This window comes from Asticcacaulis excentricus CB 48, from assembly GCF_000175215.2.
Lineage (GTDB): Bacteria > Pseudomonadota > Alphaproteobacteria > Caulobacterales > Caulobacteraceae > Asticcacaulis > Asticcacaulis excentricus.
In genome coordinates this window covers 71630-88884 of record NC_014817.1, presented here as the reverse complement: position 1 = coordinate 88884, position 17255 = coordinate 71630, and the positions used below count along the sequence as shown (strand labels likewise).

The 17255-nt window shown below is 62.1% G+C and carries 15 protein-coding genes; 6 read left to right on the top strand and 9 right to left on the bottom strand.

All coding sequences use genetic code 11. The annotated features are described in order from the left end of the window. Positions 1-297: 297 nt before the first annotated feature. The 7 genes from ASTEX_RS12135 to ASTEX_RS12105 form a co-directional block, all read right to left on the bottom strand. The gene (locus ASTEX_RS12135; RefSeq protein ID WP_013477612.1) at positions 298-1386 is read right to left on the bottom strand and encodes an IS110 family RNA-guided transposase; all 1089 of its coding nucleotides are present in this window, start codon (positions 1384-1386) and stop codon (positions 298-300) included. A 137-nt stretch (positions 1387-1523) separates the two neighbouring features. Further along, positions 1524-2099: a lytic transglycosylase domain-containing protein gene (locus ASTEX_RS12130; protein ID WP_013479932.1), complete on the bottom strand. Its 576-nt coding sequence runs from the start codon at positions 2097-2099 to the stop codon at positions 1524-1526. Further along, positions 2096-2623, bottom strand: a complete 528-nt coding sequence (locus ASTEX_RS21130; protein WP_013479931.1) for a S26 family signal peptidase — start codon at positions 2621-2623, stop codon at positions 2096-2098. Before ASTEX_RS21130 ends, ASTEX_RS12130 begins: the two co-directional genes overlap by 4 nt. Beyond that, positions 2623-2859 (bottom strand): helix-turn-helix transcriptional regulator, encoded by a 237-nt coding sequence (locus ASTEX_RS12120; RefSeq protein ID WP_041659459.1) that lies wholly within the window; start codon positions 2857-2859, stop codon positions 2623-2625. The genes ASTEX_RS21130 and ASTEX_RS12120 overlap by 1 nt, the downstream gene beginning before the upstream one ends. Before the next feature lie 256 nt (positions 2860-3115). Continuing rightward, positions 3116-4306, bottom strand: coding sequence for a hypothetical protein (locus tag ASTEX_RS12115; protein ID WP_013479929.1), 1191 nt, complete (start codon positions 4304-4306; stop codon positions 3116-3118). 433 nt (positions 4307-4739) lie between these two features. After that, a complete protein-coding gene (locus ASTEX_RS12110; protein ID WP_013479928.1) occupies positions 4740-5048 on the bottom strand; it encodes a DUF736 domain-containing protein in 309 nt (102 codons plus the stop codon). Positions 5049-5360: 312 nt separating this feature from the next. Beyond that, positions 5361-7412 carry a ParB/RepB/Spo0J family partition protein gene (locus tag ASTEX_RS12105; protein WP_013479927.1) on the bottom strand — a complete coding sequence of 684 codons (2052 nt, stop codon included), beginning with the start codon at positions 7410-7412 and terminating at the stop codon, positions 5361-5363. 325 nt (positions 7413-7737) lie between these two features. On the opposite strand from ASTEX_RS12105, the gene ASTEX_RS12100 reads away from it, so the two are divergent. The 6 genes from ASTEX_RS12100 to ASTEX_RS12085 all read left to right on the top strand — a co-directional run bounded on the left by ASTEX_RS12100 (position 7738) and on the right by ASTEX_RS12085 (position 12098). Further along, positions 7738-8067 carry a hypothetical protein gene (locus ASTEX_RS12100; RefSeq protein WP_013479926.1) on the top strand — a complete coding sequence of 110 codons (330 nt, stop codon included), beginning with the start codon at positions 7738-7740 and terminating at the stop codon, positions 8065-8067. A 173-nt stretch (positions 8068-8240) separates the two neighbouring features. Continuing rightward, entirely contained in the window at positions 8241-8849 is a 609-nt protein-coding gene (locus ASTEX_RS12095; RefSeq protein WP_013479925.1) for a GntR family transcriptional regulator, read from the top strand. A 145-nt stretch (positions 8850-8994) separates the two neighbouring features. Continuing rightward, the gene (locus ASTEX_RS20335) at positions 8995-9144 is read left to right on the top strand and encodes a lasso peptide astexin 2 (protein ID WP_013479924.1); all 150 of its coding nucleotides are present in this window, start codon (positions 8995-8997) and stop codon (positions 9142-9144) included. Between the two features lie 129 nt (positions 9145-9273). Beyond that, positions 9274-9423 (top strand): lasso peptide astexin 3, encoded by a 150-nt coding sequence (locus ASTEX_RS20330; protein WP_013479923.1) that lies wholly within the window; start codon positions 9274-9276, stop codon positions 9421-9423. 145 nt (positions 9424-9568) lie between these two features. Then, positions 9569-10276 carry a lasso peptide biosynthesis B2 protein gene (locus tag ASTEX_RS19405; RefSeq protein ID WP_049781719.1) on the top strand — a complete coding sequence of 236 codons (708 nt, stop codon included), beginning with the start codon at positions 9569-9571 and terminating at the stop codon, positions 10274-10276. Between the two features lies 1 nt (position 10277). Further along, entirely contained in the window at positions 10278-12098 is a 1821-nt protein-coding gene (locus ASTEX_RS12085; RefSeq protein ID WP_013479921.1) for an asparagine synthase-related protein, read from the top strand. A gap of 9 nt (positions 12099-12107) precedes the next feature. Here ASTEX_RS12085 and atxE2 read toward each other — a convergent pair whose 3' ends face one another. Together atxE2 and ASTEX_RS12075 are read right to left on the bottom strand one after the other, a co-directional pair. Continuing rightward, positions 12108-14195: a lasso peptide isopeptidase AtxE2 gene (gene atxE2, locus ASTEX_RS12080; protein WP_013479920.1), complete on the bottom strand. Its 2088-nt coding sequence runs from the start codon at positions 14193-14195 to the stop codon at positions 12108-12110. Positions 14196-14198: 3 nt separating this feature from the next. Then, on the bottom strand, positions 14199-16751 hold the full coding sequence (locus tag ASTEX_RS12075; RefSeq protein WP_013479919.1) for a TonB-dependent receptor: 2553 nt from the start codon (positions 16749-16751) through the stop codon (positions 14199-14201). Positions 16752-17255 lie beyond the last annotated feature (504 nt).

Genomic DNA, 17255 nt, shown 5'->3' with positions numbered 1-17255 from the left:
GAGGGGGTTGATACGGGATGCGCCGTGCATGTGTCCGCGCTCGTTGACGGTTATGAGGGCCCCGGCCTCGGCGTTTATGGGGGCGGGGATGCGTCCGTCACGGCGCACCTTTAGGTCGGGTTCACGGGGTATCATTACGAGCATAAGAGCGTGGTCCGGGGATCTTACGATCGGGTTGGCCACAGGCAAGATAGCGTACGTTCCGTGTCCAGGGTCTGCATCCGTATCCTCCGCCAGGGCGGCGGATTTCTATGTCGAAAAGGGCTCCATAGGTAAGTGCGGTGGGAGTGAGTTGAGTTAAGCTAGGTTTCCAAGCAGGCGTTTACGTTTTCCGGAGGCTTTCGCGGCGCGATCGCTTTCGCTGGCGCTGGAATCTCCGACATAGCAGGTGCCATCGGTCCACATGGCATGCATGATGACAGCCAGCTTGCGGGCCACGGCGACGGCGGCTTTGTTGTGGCAACCGCGTTTGGCGATCTCCTGCCCCCAGGATTTGACTTTGTCCTTGCCTTTGAAGCGCGTGAGCATGGCGGAGGCGGCTTCGTAGAGGGCGCGCCGGACATCCGCGTCCCCGGCCTTGGAGATACGTCCCTGGATATCGATGGAGGAGCCGGATTGCCAGCGTTTCGAGGTCAGTCCGAAGTAGGCGGCGACATCGCGCGAGCGTTTGAAGCGCGAGGGATCGTCGATCGCGGTCATGAAGGTCATGGCGGCGACGGGGCCGACGCCGGGGATTTCCATGAAGCGTGAGCAGACTTCGTTCTGAGCGACGAAGCGCACGACCAGGGCATGGAGTTTGGTATATTGCAGCCACAGCGCGGCACGGGCCGTCAGCATGGCGTCCATCAGCGTGGCGGTCAGCTCATCATCGGCAACGGCGCGGCGCACGGCATTGTCGAAACCGGCCCGGCCAACGGCGCCGAGACGGATACCGAAGGCCTTGAGCGAGTGCCGAATGGTGTTTTCGATATCGAGGAACTTGCGTTTGAGGTTACGGCGCTGGGTCAGCAGTAACTTCAGACGATAGCCGTTTTCTGACTTGATGTGTGCGGACCTGTACCACCCGGTCCGGACGATATGGGCCAGACCCAGGGCATCGGTGGCGTCGGTTTTGTTGCGCTGCGCCTTCAGGGCGTTGCGCACATGATGCGTCTCCAGACACACCGCCGGCAGTCCCCTGGCCAGCAACTCCGGATGCAGCCAGGGTGACAACGATCCGGCTTCGTGCCCCACGCGTTTGAGTTTACGCAGGTAGGGTTTGAGGCACCGGTAAATGGCCTCAGGGTCTGTGGCTATCGAGGCCTGACAGATAACTGTACCTTCGGTGTCCACGACGCACAAAGCCGTCGTTTCCGTCGCGATATCCAGTCCGCAGAAATAGTCCATGGCGCGTCTCCTTCCGGGGTTGACGCTCCCTACCTTACTCGATTTCGCCATCTCGGGCTCCCGCGCGGTTCTCACCGCCGATTACCCCAGCATATAGCCCACCCGTCCCTCGCCGAACCTCGTCCGATCTCGCCACGTCACGGTTTTGGGCGCCCCTCAGCTTCGGCGGTGCGTTTGATCGCAAACAGGCCTGAACCGGACGGGGTCAGGGACGGAACCTCGGGCACTGGGGGTTGGCTTTCAGGGACAAGCTTTTTGAAGTAGGCGCGCGTTTCGGCAGGGAGGGTTTCGCCCTTCAGACTGGCCGCATAGCGCGCGGGCCCGGCGTTATAGGCCGCAAACAAACCGGGATAACCGAACCGATCGAACATGGCGCGCAGATAGGCCGTGCCGGCCAGAATATTGTCGCGCGGGTCATCGGGATCGGCCCCGAGGTTATGGGCCCTGCGCATATCTGACCATGTTCCCGGCATCAGTTGCATGAGGCCCATCGCCCCGACCTTTGAGCGGATCGGTTGCCCCTTCAGGTGGGTTTGCCCGCCGCTTTCCGCCTGCATGACGCGATAAATCCAGTCCTCGGGCACCCCGAACCGCTGCGAGGCTTCCCGCACGGGTTCGACCCAGCGCGCCAGTGCCGGAGGTGCTTGGGCGTGGCTCTCTCCTGTCGACAAAAGGACGCCCAGCGCGCTGACGAGCGATTTCCAGCGGATCATAGGGGCCGCGCCTCTCCGATCACGTGATCGAGGCTGACCGGCCCAAAATAGCGGCTGTCAAAGGAGTCCGGCGCGGCCGTGTTGAGGAGAAACAGTTCCCCGGCATACAGACGCCTACAGCTCTGCCACCACGGCAAGGGCCGGTTCCGGCGGTCCCGCAGACGCCGCACCGTTACGCGCTTCCCATTGACTAAAATGCTGGCATCTATGGCACAGACCGCGTCGCCACCATGGGCCGCTACGTGTTTAAGTACCGGGACCGTTGCAGGCACGTACCGCCTTTCATCGGCTAGTTCACGAGTGGCTTGAGGTAGGCGTACCACCACCAGATCACCCGTCTTCACTTGCCGAACCGGAGAGACGGTATAAAATCCTATGGGCGCACTGGAACTGGCATTATAGATCAGCCAGGGCGTTTTCTGAGGTTGCGCGGAGAGACCCAAACCAACCAGAGCCGCGACGCTTAGACCAGCGACAAGCCCTCGTCTGAGGCGTAACCTTGTCGGACTCTTAGGGGCCGCCATCACACCCGCGCCTCGATATGCACGTCGGTCTGGCCCGAGGCGCGCGACCACCCATCGATGTCGTCGATATGGTAGCGAACATATCGGCCATGACGGCGATACATAGGCCCCTGTCCTTCGGCACGAAACTTTTCGAGGGTGCGGCGTGACAGGCCCATATAGTGGGCGGCCTGATCGGTATTGAGAAAGGGGCTGCCTTTTTTGGCGCTGGCAGCACGCGCGTTTTCATCGGACACGAGGGTCGCTTCCTTGCGAGAAAATAGCAAAACCACAGCGGTTTCGGGCGCAAGCATGTGGTCGGTTAACCCACATCGGGAGTGTCGAAATCCCCTCCCCCCCGATCCGACTCCCCTGTCTCTACGTGTGCCCCAATGCGCCCTATCGACCTCGCGAGCCATGCCGCAGGCATAGCGAGCCGCGGCCCCCGACCTCTCTGAGACCGGGCCAAAAATAGAGGCCGCGCGGCCAGTGAGACCGCGCGGCGGGGATGCGTCAGAGGACAGCGGCCATCAGTTTTCGGGCCTTGGTTTCGAGGTCGAGGCGCGCGTCCTGATGCGGCTTTGAACGCGCCAGAGCGGTCAGACCTTGCACAAAATCGAAGACGCTTTCGGGCTTTTTGCCCTCTTCATTGAGCACGGTTTCGATGATTTTCGCGGTCTCGGGCTTGGAGAACCCGCGCTTTTTCAGGAACTCTTCACGGTCTTCATCGGTCCTCGCGACGACGGTTTCACGCGCGGCCTTGATACCTTCGATGAAGGCCGTGGGCGAGGAATTGGCGAATTTCGTCAGGGCGGGAGCGGCCTCCCACGCCAAGCGGCTCGCGGCATTTTTGCTGTGACGAATGGTGATTTCCTGAAAGTTTACGACGCCCCAGAGATTGCGGTTCTGGCACACGGCGCGCAGATAAAAGGAGGCGATCCCGAGCGTTTTTGAGCCCACTTCGGAGTTCCATGCATAGAAGCCACGGAAATAAAGATCAGGCTCGCCATTGGGCAGACGCCCGGCTTCGATGGGGTGGGTGTCGTCCACGAGGAAGAGAAACACGTCGCGATCCGAGGCGTAAAGGGTCGTGGTGTCCTTGGTCACATCGACAAACGGATTATGGGTCATGGTGCCCCAGTCGAGCACCCCGGGGACCTTCCAGCGCGTATCGCCAAGACCATTTCCGGCAATCTTTTGCACGGCCTGCACCAGTTCATAATCCCAGATGCGGCCATAGTCCGGCCCCGTGACGGCGCGCAATTCAAGCCCGCCCGTGTCGGTTTCGAGCGTCTTGATCAGTTCGGCGCGGTGGTTCAGCAAGCCATGCTGCAGGTTGATGGCCGCAAGCGGGGCCGGAAGTTGACGCAGATAGCCGGACGGCGCGCCGACCAGTCCGCACAACTGACCAAATGACCAGTGTGTGGGGGCCGTCGAGGTGTCGCGTCCGGGGCAGACCAGCCGTAGACTCTCAAGGTCGTCACGCTCGGCAATGACGCGCACGGCGTCGGAGGCGACGGTGCGCACATGGGCGGTGTCACGGCGCTGGCGGGTATGGGCAAAGAGGTCATCGAGACTTAAAAACCGCTGATCATCAGGCCGTGAAAACCACTGACCGGAGACGCGGCTATTGACGGTGCCGCGATAGGGATTGACCTTGAAGGCCTCGGTTACGGGGGCGGAAATAGGGGTATCGTTCATCATGGAAAAGTCTCCTTTGGGCTTGGGTTGCAGCGCCTTTACCGCGCTGAAACCCTGCCCCTCGGCGAGAGCGGGGTCGCAACGGTCAGGGGCGATGGCGGCGGTGGGGGATCACCCAACCTGCACGCCGGCGTAAGCCAAGGAAGGTTGGGGAGACCGTCGTCATCGGGACCGAAGGGACACCCCCTTGACCGGCGCGAGGGCAGAGCCCTTAGCCCTTTTCCCGGACGCTCCCCTCACGCGCTTGTGTGTGGCCAGGGCGCGCGCCTTCCGTTAACGTCAGCCTCGTCATCGGGCTCATCCCCCCCCCTCGATTCCGGTGACGCGAGCGGCTCCGGGGACCGGGGCCGCTCCCTCCCTCCTCCCCTCTTTTGGCAGGACAAAAAAGGCCCCGCCGCGTGTGCGGCGAGGCCGATTGAGACCGGATGGGGGGCGGTTACTGGCTGCGCGGACGCGACCAGAGGAGGTTGAAGGTGTCGGGGTCTTCGCCTTCGAACAGGCTCGCATAGATCGGATGGGGGAAGGACGGATCATCGAGCTTGATCGAGATGTAGGCGCGGCTGTTTTCAGCGGTGCGTTTCCAGCCCGCGCCGACTTCGGCGGCGCCACTGTAGACGCGGTAGTCAGGGGCGTTTTCGGAGCCGCCTTCGGTTTCGACCAGACGCGCTTTGAAGTTCAGCGAGACGGTCTTGATGGTGCCGGTGAAGCCGGTGTCGGATTTTACAAACGTGCCGATGATGGACATAGGGGTGTACCTTTCTGTGGTCGGGGCCGCGCCAATCGCGACCGCGATGGGGTCGCTGCGAACGGGGCCGGACCGCGCGCACCCGCAGGGCCGAAGGACGGGCGGCGGGGCGCTTTTTTGCCTCGCGATGCAAAGCGCGAAGCGCGGCGGAAAAAAGCCCCCAAGGCCCGTTGCGCGCCTAAGGTCCGGTTGCGTTCAGACCTCCATCGTCGCGGTCGCCCTTGCGTCGGCCCGTCCTGAAAGGCGCATCCCGTGCCCCCTCAGAGACGGGCAAAATGAAAACCGGGACCGCTGACGCGGCCCCGGTCATACCTACTCCGCCGCGTCGGGCAGGTCGGGCGTTGCCTCCAAGGGCGGCAAGGCCAGAGGCCCTTGCGCTGCGTCTTCGGGCGCGCCGGGGGTGCGCAGGCAGGTGGGGAGCCAACCCGTGCCCTGCACCAGCTGCTCGGCGGCTTCGGCCATCTCGGGCTTTTTCAGCTTGTGAAGGCGGTTGGCGGCCTCATCGCCCACGGCTTCGCGCACGGCGGCGAGGATTTGCCCCTTGGTCACGCGGCTGAAATAACTCCGCGCCGTGGGTGTCCAGTGGTCGGCCATGTTCAGACGCAGGTCGCGCGCCATCCTCAGCGAGGCCACATACGGTGCGGCAGGCATATAGGCCTGACGCACGGCAAAGACCGTCAGGGCCGTACAATGGGCCATCAGCGACCCGAGGGTTTCGGGGCTGAGCGTCAGAAGATGGGCCCACAGTTCAGCGGGGTTGTCGGGCAGACCCGCCGCCCATGCCGCGTGCCGAGTGGCGAGTGCGGCAGCGGTTGGGGTGTCGTCGAGTCCTTCTGCGAAGCTCTCAATCGAGACGCTGCGCGCGGTGATGTCGAGACAGGTGACGCTGCGCTGCCGATAGAAGGTGTCGAGGGCCAGCTTATGGACGAGAAAGCGGGCGGCGAGTTCCGGCTGTTCGGCCAGCGTATAGCGCAGCGCCAGCGTCCAGTGGGTGGTCAGGTCCCGTAACAGAAGATCAGAAAGGGGCCCGGTTTCGCACGCGTCCTCGGTATCCTCAGTGTGCGGGGCTGCCCCTTCGCCTTCGCCTTCACCCTCCCCGTCTTCCGGCGCATCCTCCGGGTGGTGAGAAAGGTCTTCGGTTTCGTCAGCGGGGGTATCGGGTTCGGGCAGTTCGTCTTCCGGGCGGACCAGCCCGCGATGAATGGCCGCGCCACCGTCGCTCAGCAGGGTGACGAAGACACCGCCGCGCGCGATGTCTGACGGATCATAGGCGTCCTGAGGCGTTTCGAGGGCAGCGATCTCCGCTTCGAGGACGCCTGCGGCCTGATCGATCTCGTCGGGCAGTTCGTCGGCCCCTTCAAACGGGGCTAACAGGTCTTTGAGCGCCTTTTGCTTCGCCTGCAGTTGCTCTGCGACCTCAGGTGACAGGGGCACGGTTTGCGGGTAGACGCGCCCCCAACCGTGCGCATAGGGGTAGTCGAGCGCGGCAGCGGCCCATTTCCAGCCTTCGGCGGTCTGGGTTTCGGTCGCGAGCGCCGTCAGGCGGTCGAGGACCAGCTGATCGAGCAGGCCCGCATCGGTAAAATAGCCGCCGCCTTCTTCGGTGAAGAGGTCGCGGGCGATGACGCCGCCTGCGGCTTCATAAGCGCCTGCGCCTATAAAGCGGGCGCGGCGATCCTGCGCGGGGACCTGCCCTTCGGTGAGGAGGCGGCGGATATGGTAGGGATCGGCGTAACTGCCCTTGAGGCGGTCAAAGACGGCCTCTTGGCGGGCGTGATCGGCATTGACGGTGTAGGCCATCAGTTGCGTCAGGGTGAGTTTTTCATCACGCAGGGCCTGCAGGAGGACGGGCGACACCGCGCCGAGGCGCAGCCGTTGTTTGACGACGTGTTCAGAGACGCCGAAACGGGCCGCGATATCGGCAGCGTCCATGCCCCGCTCGATATTGAGGGCGCGGAAGGATTCGTACTGATCGGCGGGGGTCATGGCCTCACGGGTGACGTTTTCGTCCAGACTGACCTCGTGGGCGTCGTCGCTGTCGCGGATGACGCAGGGGATGAGGGTATCGCGGGGGATTTCGGCGTCCTTGGCGCGGGCAATCTGGGCAAGCCTGCGCCCCTCGCCTGCCGTGACGTAGTAGAAGCCGGTTTCGGCCCCCGCCTCGTTCACTTCGGGCTTGACGATGAGGTTTTGCAGGAGGCCCTTGGCGGCGATACTGGCGCGAAGCGCGGCCAGAGCGGCGGCGCTGTGCGGGGTTTTGCGGGCATTGTCGGGGGATTTGAGGAGGCGATCCAGAGGGATCAGGGTCTGAACCCCGGACGGCACAACGGCGGCAGACGTCAATTTTAAAGCCGATTTAGACATAGTCCGTTCCTTTTCAAGCTTGGGTTTCAGCGGGCACAACGCCGCGCTGAAACCCTGCCCGTCGGCGAGACCGGGGTAGCAACGGTCAGGGCCGTTCTGGCGGAGGGGTATCGCCCGGCTGCACGGACGTGGCGTCGTGCCGCCGGGACTCAGGTGAGCGAAGGAAGACGGGGAGACCGCCAGAAGGGTTCTTGACCGGCGCGAGGGCGGCGCCCTTAGCCCTTAAAGGTGCCCATCACGGACAAAATGGCGGGCCGCACCTCTGGATTGAACGCCTCTGGCATTCGTGTCATTGTGATGCGGCCCTGACCCTGAGAGCGTTGCCATGACTGACGTCCCGCCTCTGTCCCCGCACGGCTCGTTAGGCGAGGAGGCCCAGGTGACGGTGGCGACCGAGCGCCTGTTTTGCGAGGTGGTGAACGGGTTGCAGAATCCGCTGCTGTCACGGCAAATGGCGCGGATGAATGAGATCATGCGACAGGTCCGGCCCTATGAGGCGGCGCTGATACCGGATCGGGCGCAGGAGCTGGACGCTTTAGCCAGGGCCTGGGCGGATCGGGACATGGCGCGGCTGGAGACCCTGCTGCAGGCCTATTTTGACCGACGAAAGGCGCTCGTGCCGCAACTCGTGAACCTAATCAACCACCCCCATTAGCGGCTTGAACGGCCTCAACGTCATTTTATGACATGTTGATGACAAGACCCGTTTCCACTACCATGCCGCGCAAGAGGGGTTGCCGGACGCCTGCCGATGTCGGATCGATCTGACGGCAGCGAGCGACCGGAGGCCCCCATTTTCAGCCTCGCGCGTGTGAAGGGAGCGGGCGCATGTCCGTACAGGACTCCGTTGTTGATACGCTCTATCTGGAGGTGAAGCGCGAGCTGCTCTCCGGTCGCATACTGCCGGGCGAGCGCCTCAACATCAAAGCCCTGTGCGAGCAACACCGTGTCAGCAAGTCGCCGATCCGCAATATTCTGAACCGGTTGGTCGGAGAGGGCCTTCTGGCCGCTCAGGCGCATGATGGGTTTTACCGGCCGCGGGTGACGGTTCAGTCGCTGCGTGAGCTTTATAACTGGGAGCAGGACATTGTGCTTCTGGCGATCCGCGACGGTGGCCTGCCGCCCGCACCGCCAGAGCTGCCGCTTGAGCCCCTCACAGAGGAAAGCATTGAAGGCGTTCTTTCGCTGATTGCGGAGGGCAGCGGCAACACGGTGTACCGGGCCGCACTGGCCAATGTGTCGGCGCACCTGAGCGCTATTCGCCGCACCGCGCCCTCTCAGGCATTCACCCTTGAACCGGAGATTGCGGGCCTGCTTGAAGCCTTAAAAGAGACCAATCCCGACGCGCTGCGCCGGCGCCTGAAACGCTACTATCATCGACGCCTGTCGAAACTGTCGGACATTGTGGCTGACGCCTATCGGGGCCGGTCCCAGTAGCCTCTCCGACCCGGCACGTCCGCCACGTGCTGAACATTCGGGGTATCCCGGAAGTATCCCTGCCAGAACACTCGCCTCAAGGGCGTAATTTTGAGTTGGCCATGATCCCCATGGCTTTTCTAACTCAAACCTACAGGAGTGTATGATGACCAAGCGTACGACCATCGCCGCCCGCCGCGTGGGACTGATCGATCTCGGCAAGGCCACCCGCCAGACCAAGGGTCTGACGCAAATCCAGGCCCTCGACAGCGTGTCTGGCCAGTTCCGCGACCAGCTGGGTCTGTCGGCGGACTAACCCTCGGCGCGCGCTCCCACGGCGCGCGCCCTCTTCGCCCCCACCGTCAGCATTATCAGCTTCCGGCTTCGCCGCGGCGGGATCGCGTATCCACACTGAGCCCAGGGGCTCACTCTCAGGAGATCTATAATGCGTACTTATAATCGCAGCCTTCCCGCCCGCGCGGGTCTGACCGACCTCGGCAAGGTCACCACTCACACAAAGGGGCCGACCCCCATGGTTGGGCTTGATAGCGTGAGCGGCCAATACTGGGATCAGCACGCCCCGCTGGCGGACTGAGATGCAGGGCGCGCGTCACAACGGCGCGCGCCTTACCCTGTCAATCGCCGTTCGGGCGGCGGCCGCTTCGCCAAAACGAATTCTACTCTCGCGGCCTCGTCACCTAAGACACCCCATCTCGGCAACACACGTGACGGTCACACCCATGGCGGCTTCACCCCAGACTGAGACAGTTCACCCCCCTGCGGGCTATGCCTTGGCTGAAGGGCTTAGCTATTGTTTTGTGGATGGACGGGTCGTCTTCTTCGATCGATCGCAGAACCGTTATTTTGCCTCAACCTCAACCGGGGCCTCGGCCCTCTCCAGACTTTTGGAAGGCGAAGCGCTGACCTGCGAAGACGCAATGGAGATTGAGGCATTGGCGCGGAACGGCGTCCTGCGCCCGCAGCCCCGACAGGGCGTCATACCGCCCCCCACCGGCTATAACCTGCCCACACAGTCCGCTCCTTTATCCGACGCTCCGTCTATAGCGCCATATAGAGCACGTGTTCTTGGCACCCGGTTGCTCGTCGGGCTGGCGCTTCGTGTGCTGCCACTCCATACCAATCTGTTGTGGCTGATCCATCGTAAGCGGCGCGCGAAACGGAGGCCTGACACAGGCACTGACAGCGACCTTCACGCCCTGCTCGGCTGTTTTGGCGGGTCTCGTCACCTCCTGTCCATGAACGACCAATGCCTGCCGACGTCTTTGGCGCTCTGCCACTTTTTACTCTCTTACGGGCACACGGCAGATGTTGTGATCGGTGTGCGCCTGCGCCCCTTTGCGGCCCACGCGTGGGTGCAACGCGGCGAGGTGCTCCTGAGTGACACGCTTGAAAATGTCCGCCCTTTCACACCCGTCGCGGTGATCTGACATGGCCTTCCGTTACGTCGCCGTCGTTTATTCTGACCCAGACCGGTTGCCTGTGTTTCCCCCGTGTCCGGAGACGCACAACCTGACACGCGTGTTCCAGACGCGCCGATGTGCGGCCTGGGCAACCCACCCCGGCATCACCCTTGAACAGGATGGGCCGGGAGGTGTGATCCTTGGAAACCTCTTTCGTCGAACGACACCCGCACACGCGGTCAAAGCCCTTGACCGGTCATCGGCGGATCGGATTACTGGCTCGGGTGGGTCTGACCTGATACATTCCTATTGGGGCGGCTATGCCGCGCTTCTGAGCCCCACTGGCGGTGAGCGAACACACATCCTCCGCGATCCATCGGGTGCGCTGCCCTGCTATTATGTCACGACCGCCGACGGCACATGGATCGCTTCTGATATTGAGCTTCTGGTGTCTGTTGGCGGCCTCGTGCCTCAAATCGACTCCACCGGTCTGGCCCGTCACCTCTTTGCGGCTGACCTTCGCTCACCGCGAACCGCATTGATGGGCGTGCGCGAGCTTCTGGCGGGTCAGTGCCTCCACCTCCCTGAGCGCCAGACCACTGAGCTTTGGTCCCCGTGGTCCCATGCCATGGGTTTGGATGACCGCCCGCGAGATCAACTGGCCGAAGACTTGAAACGAGCTTTAGAGGGATGTGTATGCGGCTGGGCGGGTCTGTTTCAGCATGTCCTGCTGTCGTTATCGGGAGGTCTGGACTCGTCCGTCCTGGCCTGCGCGCTGGGCCGAAGCCCAGCCCGAACGACGTGCCTGACCCTTTCGACGGCCGATCCCGATGGGGATGAACGGACCTATGCGCGACTGGCCGCCACTTCTCAGAACCTGGAACTGCTTGAGGCAACTCATAATCTGTCAGATATCGACATCGAACAATCAACCTCAGCGCACCTGCCTCGCCCGGCCCAGTATCCGTTCGCACAAAGTGCCAACCGCGTGAAGTGGGCGGCGTCCCGAGAGATGGGCATTGACGCCTATTTTTCGGGCGTGGGCGGAGATAATGTCTTTTGCCATCTGCGCTCCGCCTCGCCGCTCGTTGATCGCTATCGCGCTAAAGGCAGCCTGCCAGACCTGTGGGCGACGCTTGCGGATATCTGCCGAATGACGGGCTGTAGCTATGGGGAGGCTTTACGCCATGCCGCAAAGCGTCAGCTCAGACCTTCACCGCGTTATGCGTGGCACGGGGTTGCGGGCTTTTTATCGAGGGCGGCGATCGATGAGATCGGCGATACGCTTTATCACCCGTGGCTGGAGGCCCCGACACAGGCCCTGCCGGGCAAGGCCGCGCACGTGGCGCACCTGACCCGCATCCAGGGGACAATCGATGGTTTCCCAAGGCACTGGCCACCGGACATCACACCGCTCTTATCGCAGCCACTCGTCGAACTGTGTCTGGGGATACCGACCTGGCGGTGGTGCGAGGCGGGTCGCGATCGCTCGGTGGCGCGACGGGCTTTTAAGACCGACCTGCCCGAGGCGGTCATCCACCGTACGTCCAAAGGCACCCCGAATGTCTTCGCGTTCGAGATTGTGGAACGAAACCGCGAGCGCTTACGTGCGGTGCTTCGGGAGGGCTACCTTGCCCGTGAAGGCCTGATCGACAGTGACGCTGTTGAGCGGGTCCTCGCGCCGGCTCACGTGCTGACGGCACCCGATCATATTTTGCTTCTGGGGCTGAGCGAAGCCGAAGTGTGGATTGCCCATTGGCAGACATACGGGCAACCGACAAAGCCGCCACGCGAGGTGATTACCCGCCAAAATGAGACCCCGCCCGACTCTCGGGCGGGGCCACCCTAGCCACCCGCCCTAAGGCGCCGGAGTGGGGCTTGGGGATTTCTGCCTGAGGGCGCGCAACGCCCGCCAGCGGTCGTACTGCGCGGCCTTGTCGGGTGCGGGATCTGACTGATCCATCAGCCAGAAGCGAAACCAGTCTATCGTGCGATTGTAGACCGCCAGCCGGTGCGCCGGCTGCCATTTGACGTGGTGCTCGTTGGGGTAAATGATGAGCTCAACAGGCTTTCTGGCTTGCTGCAAGGCGGTAAAGCCGGGAAGTGCGCCGAGATACTCCTCGTCTGCGGACTGGATTAGCAGGGGCGTATCCAGGCGGCTCGCATTCACGACAAACGATGTGGCGGCCCAGAAGGGCCCGTCATCGGCCTGATCCGTCTCAATGCCGTAGGCTTTCAGAGCCCCTGAGATCCGCGGTCCATTCATGACCGATGCGGTGAAGCTGTCCGTACAGCAACTGCTGGTCACGGCCGCGGCAAAGCGATGGCTATTGATCAGACCAAAGTGCACCGTTGTGGCCCCATCGCTCAAACCCGTTAGACCGACCCTTGCAGGATCGATCACGCCTCTCCGATCCAGATCATCAATCAGATCTTCGAGGGTGTGCAGGATGTTCCAGCGATTACGCCAGTTGCTGTATTCCGCTTTTGACTGCGCTATGGGCGACGTAAACCTCTGATACGAGGCTTCGCTGCGAGGACTATGGAAGCTCAATACGGCAAACCCAGCGGTGGCGAGCGGCAGGATCGGATTTTCATCGCCGGTGCCGCCCCGCAGAAAGCCGCGCGAACTGTATTGCACGATCACAAGCGGCAGCCGGGTGCCGAGCTGATAGTCGGGTGGAAGCACCAGATCACTGAACACCTCAATGCCGTTTCGATTCCGAAGAGTCAGACGCTCGACCTTTGGGAGACGATAGCGCGACAAGTCGGGATTGGGGTCATAGAGCGGCGACATTTGACCTGAGGTCAGATTGAGGGTCACCAAACGGCGGGGCTGAAGGGCGGACTCCTGCGCGCAAATGAGACGTTTCGCCTGACGTTCACAGCCCTGAAGGAGGCCCGTCGCGTGCCAAATCCGGACCGGTTTGAGCGCATCAGCGGGCATGCGGTAAAGGGCCATTTCGTTACTGGCCCAGCCCTCTCGACGCAGAAAATAAAGGACATTGGCGGTCTCATCTCCCCACATCCGGGTAATGTTCTGGCAAGCCTCTTCATCACAACGCACCGGTTCTCCCTCCCCACGTCGTGCGACGAGCGTGGTTGGCGCGTTGATATTTTGAGGGTCGGTTCGGCTGACGCTGAAGGTTGTCCGCCCCACCATCGCGCGCAATGGGTCTGGCTTTTCTCTGAGGCGCGCCACCTCTGTAGGGGTCGCCGCCCGGCGCGTACCTGTTTTGAGATCCAAGACCTGATAAACGATCGATATCGGCTCCAGCACACGCGGGCGTGCGCCGGTTAGAGGGTGAAAGCGCTCATCATACACCCAACCCCGTCGTCCCTCGCGTTCGATTTCGGCCTCAGCCTCGACGAAACCCGGTCGGCCCGAATAGATCAGCGTGTTGTCATCCAGCCATTGCACGTCCTCTATATCATAGGCGTCTTCGATGACAGGACTGGCCCCCTCCCCTTTGACGCTCGCACGCCAGACGCGCACCCTCCCCTGGTCCTGACGCAAATAGGCGAGGTGTGTCCCCGAGGGCGACCAGCGCGGCTGGATGGTGAGGTTGGCGCCTGACGGGGCGTTTCGGGCATACCCCCAACTGGGTATCGTCCAGAACAGATACTCGCCACCGACATCGACGTCGATGGCATCTGTGGCGCCATCCGTCGCTTTAACCACCATACGAAACACGTTTAGGTTCGTCACAGGGTCAGCCTGGCGGACCTGAAACGCGACATAGCGACCGTCCGGCGAGAGACTGAGGAGCGGTGTGGTTTCACTGGCGCTCATCGTACCGATGTCTGCCAGACGGACCAGAACTTCAGGCGTGACGGGGGGCGCCTCCCGCGCCGCCGCAAACGCGACGTGCGGGAGGCAGCCAAACGCCGTCACCAGGGTCCCGACGCGGATTGCGCCGGGACACCGGATCTTAGACGACCTCATCGCTTACCACGCCTTCACAAGAGTCAGGCTGATGACGCGCCCCACAATTGAGGCGTTGGTGCTGTCAAAATCGACACCGGGAAAATCCCGACTGGGGCTGGCGGCATAGGGCGGACGCCGATCAAGCAGGTTGGTAGCGGACAGAGCCATCCGCATGCCGCCAAGGTAGTCGGACCGCGGTGGGAAGGTGTAGGCGAGTTGGGCGTCGAGGGTTGTCCATGACCCAATAGGCTGGGTGGGTGTGACCCCGACATCGGTCGAGCCGGAGACGTAGTTGGCGGTAGCGTTCGCTGACCATCCGTCGCTTTGCCAGGTGAGCCCGGCCCGACCTTTGACCTCCGGGACGCGGAAGATCAGCCCTGATATGACCGTTTCAGCGGTCGTTGGCAGGGTTTGCTGACGCACTTCAATGCTGGAAATATTGGCGAAGGTGCCTATCTCTCCGATGTCCGTCGAGAAGGTTTGCCCATAGGAGACATCAACGCCTTTGGCCGTTTGAGACGTCGCGTTGGTGTACTGGTTGCGCACAATGGCGCGGACCGTTGACGGGTCATAGGTCACGCGCGCGTAATTGAGGAAGGTAACCGCCGATCCGACAAGCGCCTGAACTTCGCTGAGGGACGGATTATTCTGCACGAAGGGCGCGTAAAGCGGCGACGACAGGGACTGGCTATAGACGGCGATGGGCAAGACCACCCGGTCAGTATAATCGATGGAGAACGCGTTGAGCCCAAGACGCAGGCCATTGAAGCGAGACGTCTGGTAGTCAATGCCCACGGTCTTTGAGGTCGAACGTTCAGGCGTCAGATCATAGTTGCCGCCGAGCGAGACGAGCGCCTGCTGCGTGCCAGTGCCCCCGACAAAGGGCAGGTTGACGTAATAGACCTGTCTTGCCTGGTAGGTCTGCAAAAAGGATGGGGCTTTGAATGACTTCCCCCAGGAGGCGCGCACAGTAACCTCGGGAACGGGCACATAGCTCAGGCCGATCTTGGGGGTACTCGTCCCGCCGAAATCGCTATAGTGTTCGCTGCGCGCAGAGAAGTTCAGTTCCAGCGCCTGGAGGCCAATGCGGTCCGGGTTAGCGGATACAAGGGGCACCAGCGCTTCCCCATAAATAAAGCGGACGTCACGCGTTTTATTAAAGTAGGCGACATCGTTGGGGTCGAGGTTTCGGAAACGTTCCTTGCGGTAGCCCCCGCCCAGCGCCACCTTGAGGTCGCCGCTCGGCAGCGTAAACGCCCGTCCGTTCAGCGTGGCCTCAAACCCTTCGCTTTGCGAGCGGTAGTTTGTGCGGAAGAAGGTCGCCGCGGTCTCGTACTTCCCGTCAGAGATAAAGCGGCTGGATGCCGTCAACGCGGCCAAACGCAACGACCAGTCCGCCCCAAACTCTGTCTCAAGAGCCAAGGCCACGGAATGGGCCGGTGTGCGCGCACGGGAGATATAGGCGGGGTAGCCAACAAACTGGGACAGTTTGGCGAAGGCGGTGCGTTCACTCACAAGCGCGTCGAGGGTGATTTCGGTACGCGCCCCGGCGAACAGCCCCCCGGACAGATAGAGGGAATTGCGATCCTGCGGGCGCTGCAGGGTGGTTGTGGGCGTACCCGAGAGGTTTCGCTGACCAAAGGTGATGGCCTCCTGTTCCGAACGCTCGAGATTGGCGAGGAGATAGCCCCTGTCCCCTGCCCAGCCGGAGAGGATCGAATAGGTCCGCTCGGCGCCACCGCCTTGCGTGGTTCCGCCAAGGCGCAGGCTGGTGGTGGTACCGGAATAGTTTTTGCGCAGGATGAAGTTGACCACACCGGCCACGGCGTCGGAGCCATAGAGGGCGGACGCCCCATCGGGCACCACGTCGATACGCTGGATGGCCAATAGCGGGATACCGGAGATGTCTGAGGCCTGGAAATAGGTATCATAGGCCAGACGGTGGCCATTGACGAGAACAAGGGAGGCATCGGTACCCAAACCGCGCAGATTGACGGTCGAGGCATTGGAATGATTGACCTGATCGGGCCCACCGGCGCCGGTGCCGATGATACCGGGGTTCTGCCCACCCGAGAAATTTTCCGGCAATGCGCGGATGAGGTCACCGACCTGGCCGTACCCGGAATTATCGATATCCTTGCGGGTCAAGGTCCGAACCGGCGATGTCGGATTCGCCCCCCGGATGTGCGTGCCGGTCACAATGACTTCCACCGCCTCGTCAGCCGCCGCGGCCTCTGGGTTTTTCACCACCCGAAGCGAGATCGTTTTCTCATCCTGCCGGGCCACTTCGAGATTTGTGCCCGCGAGGATCAGTTTCAAAGCGTCTTCGCGCGTATATTCGCCCTTGATCGCGGGTACGCGGCCTACATCAGCGGCCTCATAAGGAAAGAGAATCTGCAGCCCGGCCTGCTGAGCAAAATCGTTCAGGGCCTTGGCCGCACTTTCAGCGGGAATGTCGAGCTTGTACTTGGGTGCCTGCGCAGAAGCGGGCGCTGCGCAAACCAACGCGGCCGCCAACGCAACGGCAGCCAAAGAGACTGACGAATGATACTTTCGGTTCGTGACAGGTGTCATATTTTTCCCCTAGCCCACGCCACAAGCGGCGTGTCAGGCGATGGCGTCCTGTCACAAATCCGTCTCCACACCTTCACATGGATTTTTACGCTTTAGTGTCCCGTTACCATTACCGCATCATACGACAGTCGCGTTTGCGCCCGTAGCGGAAATGGAACGGTCGATGTAGCATTTCGCTGTAAAGCGGGACTTCGCCATATCAGGCCCGTGAGGTATATCTCCTCGCTCCGGATGTCGTCCGCTCCGTTCCCTTCATCTGAAACTACGTTGGCCATGCGGTCTGCGCCGCGCCGTGCCAAGTCAACATCTTACAATAAGGTCCGCCAATATCGTCGTATTTCGCCTAAAACGGTGAGTCAAACCATGACGACAACCCTTCGGCTCGCGCACCATTGAGCTTGTGGCGGAGCAAAGCGAGACGTGGGAGCACCTTCGATAGCGGGCGAACGAAGGTCTCCCCGGCTTCGGCAAGTTCGTCGGCTAGTTCTGGATGCTAGACGTCTT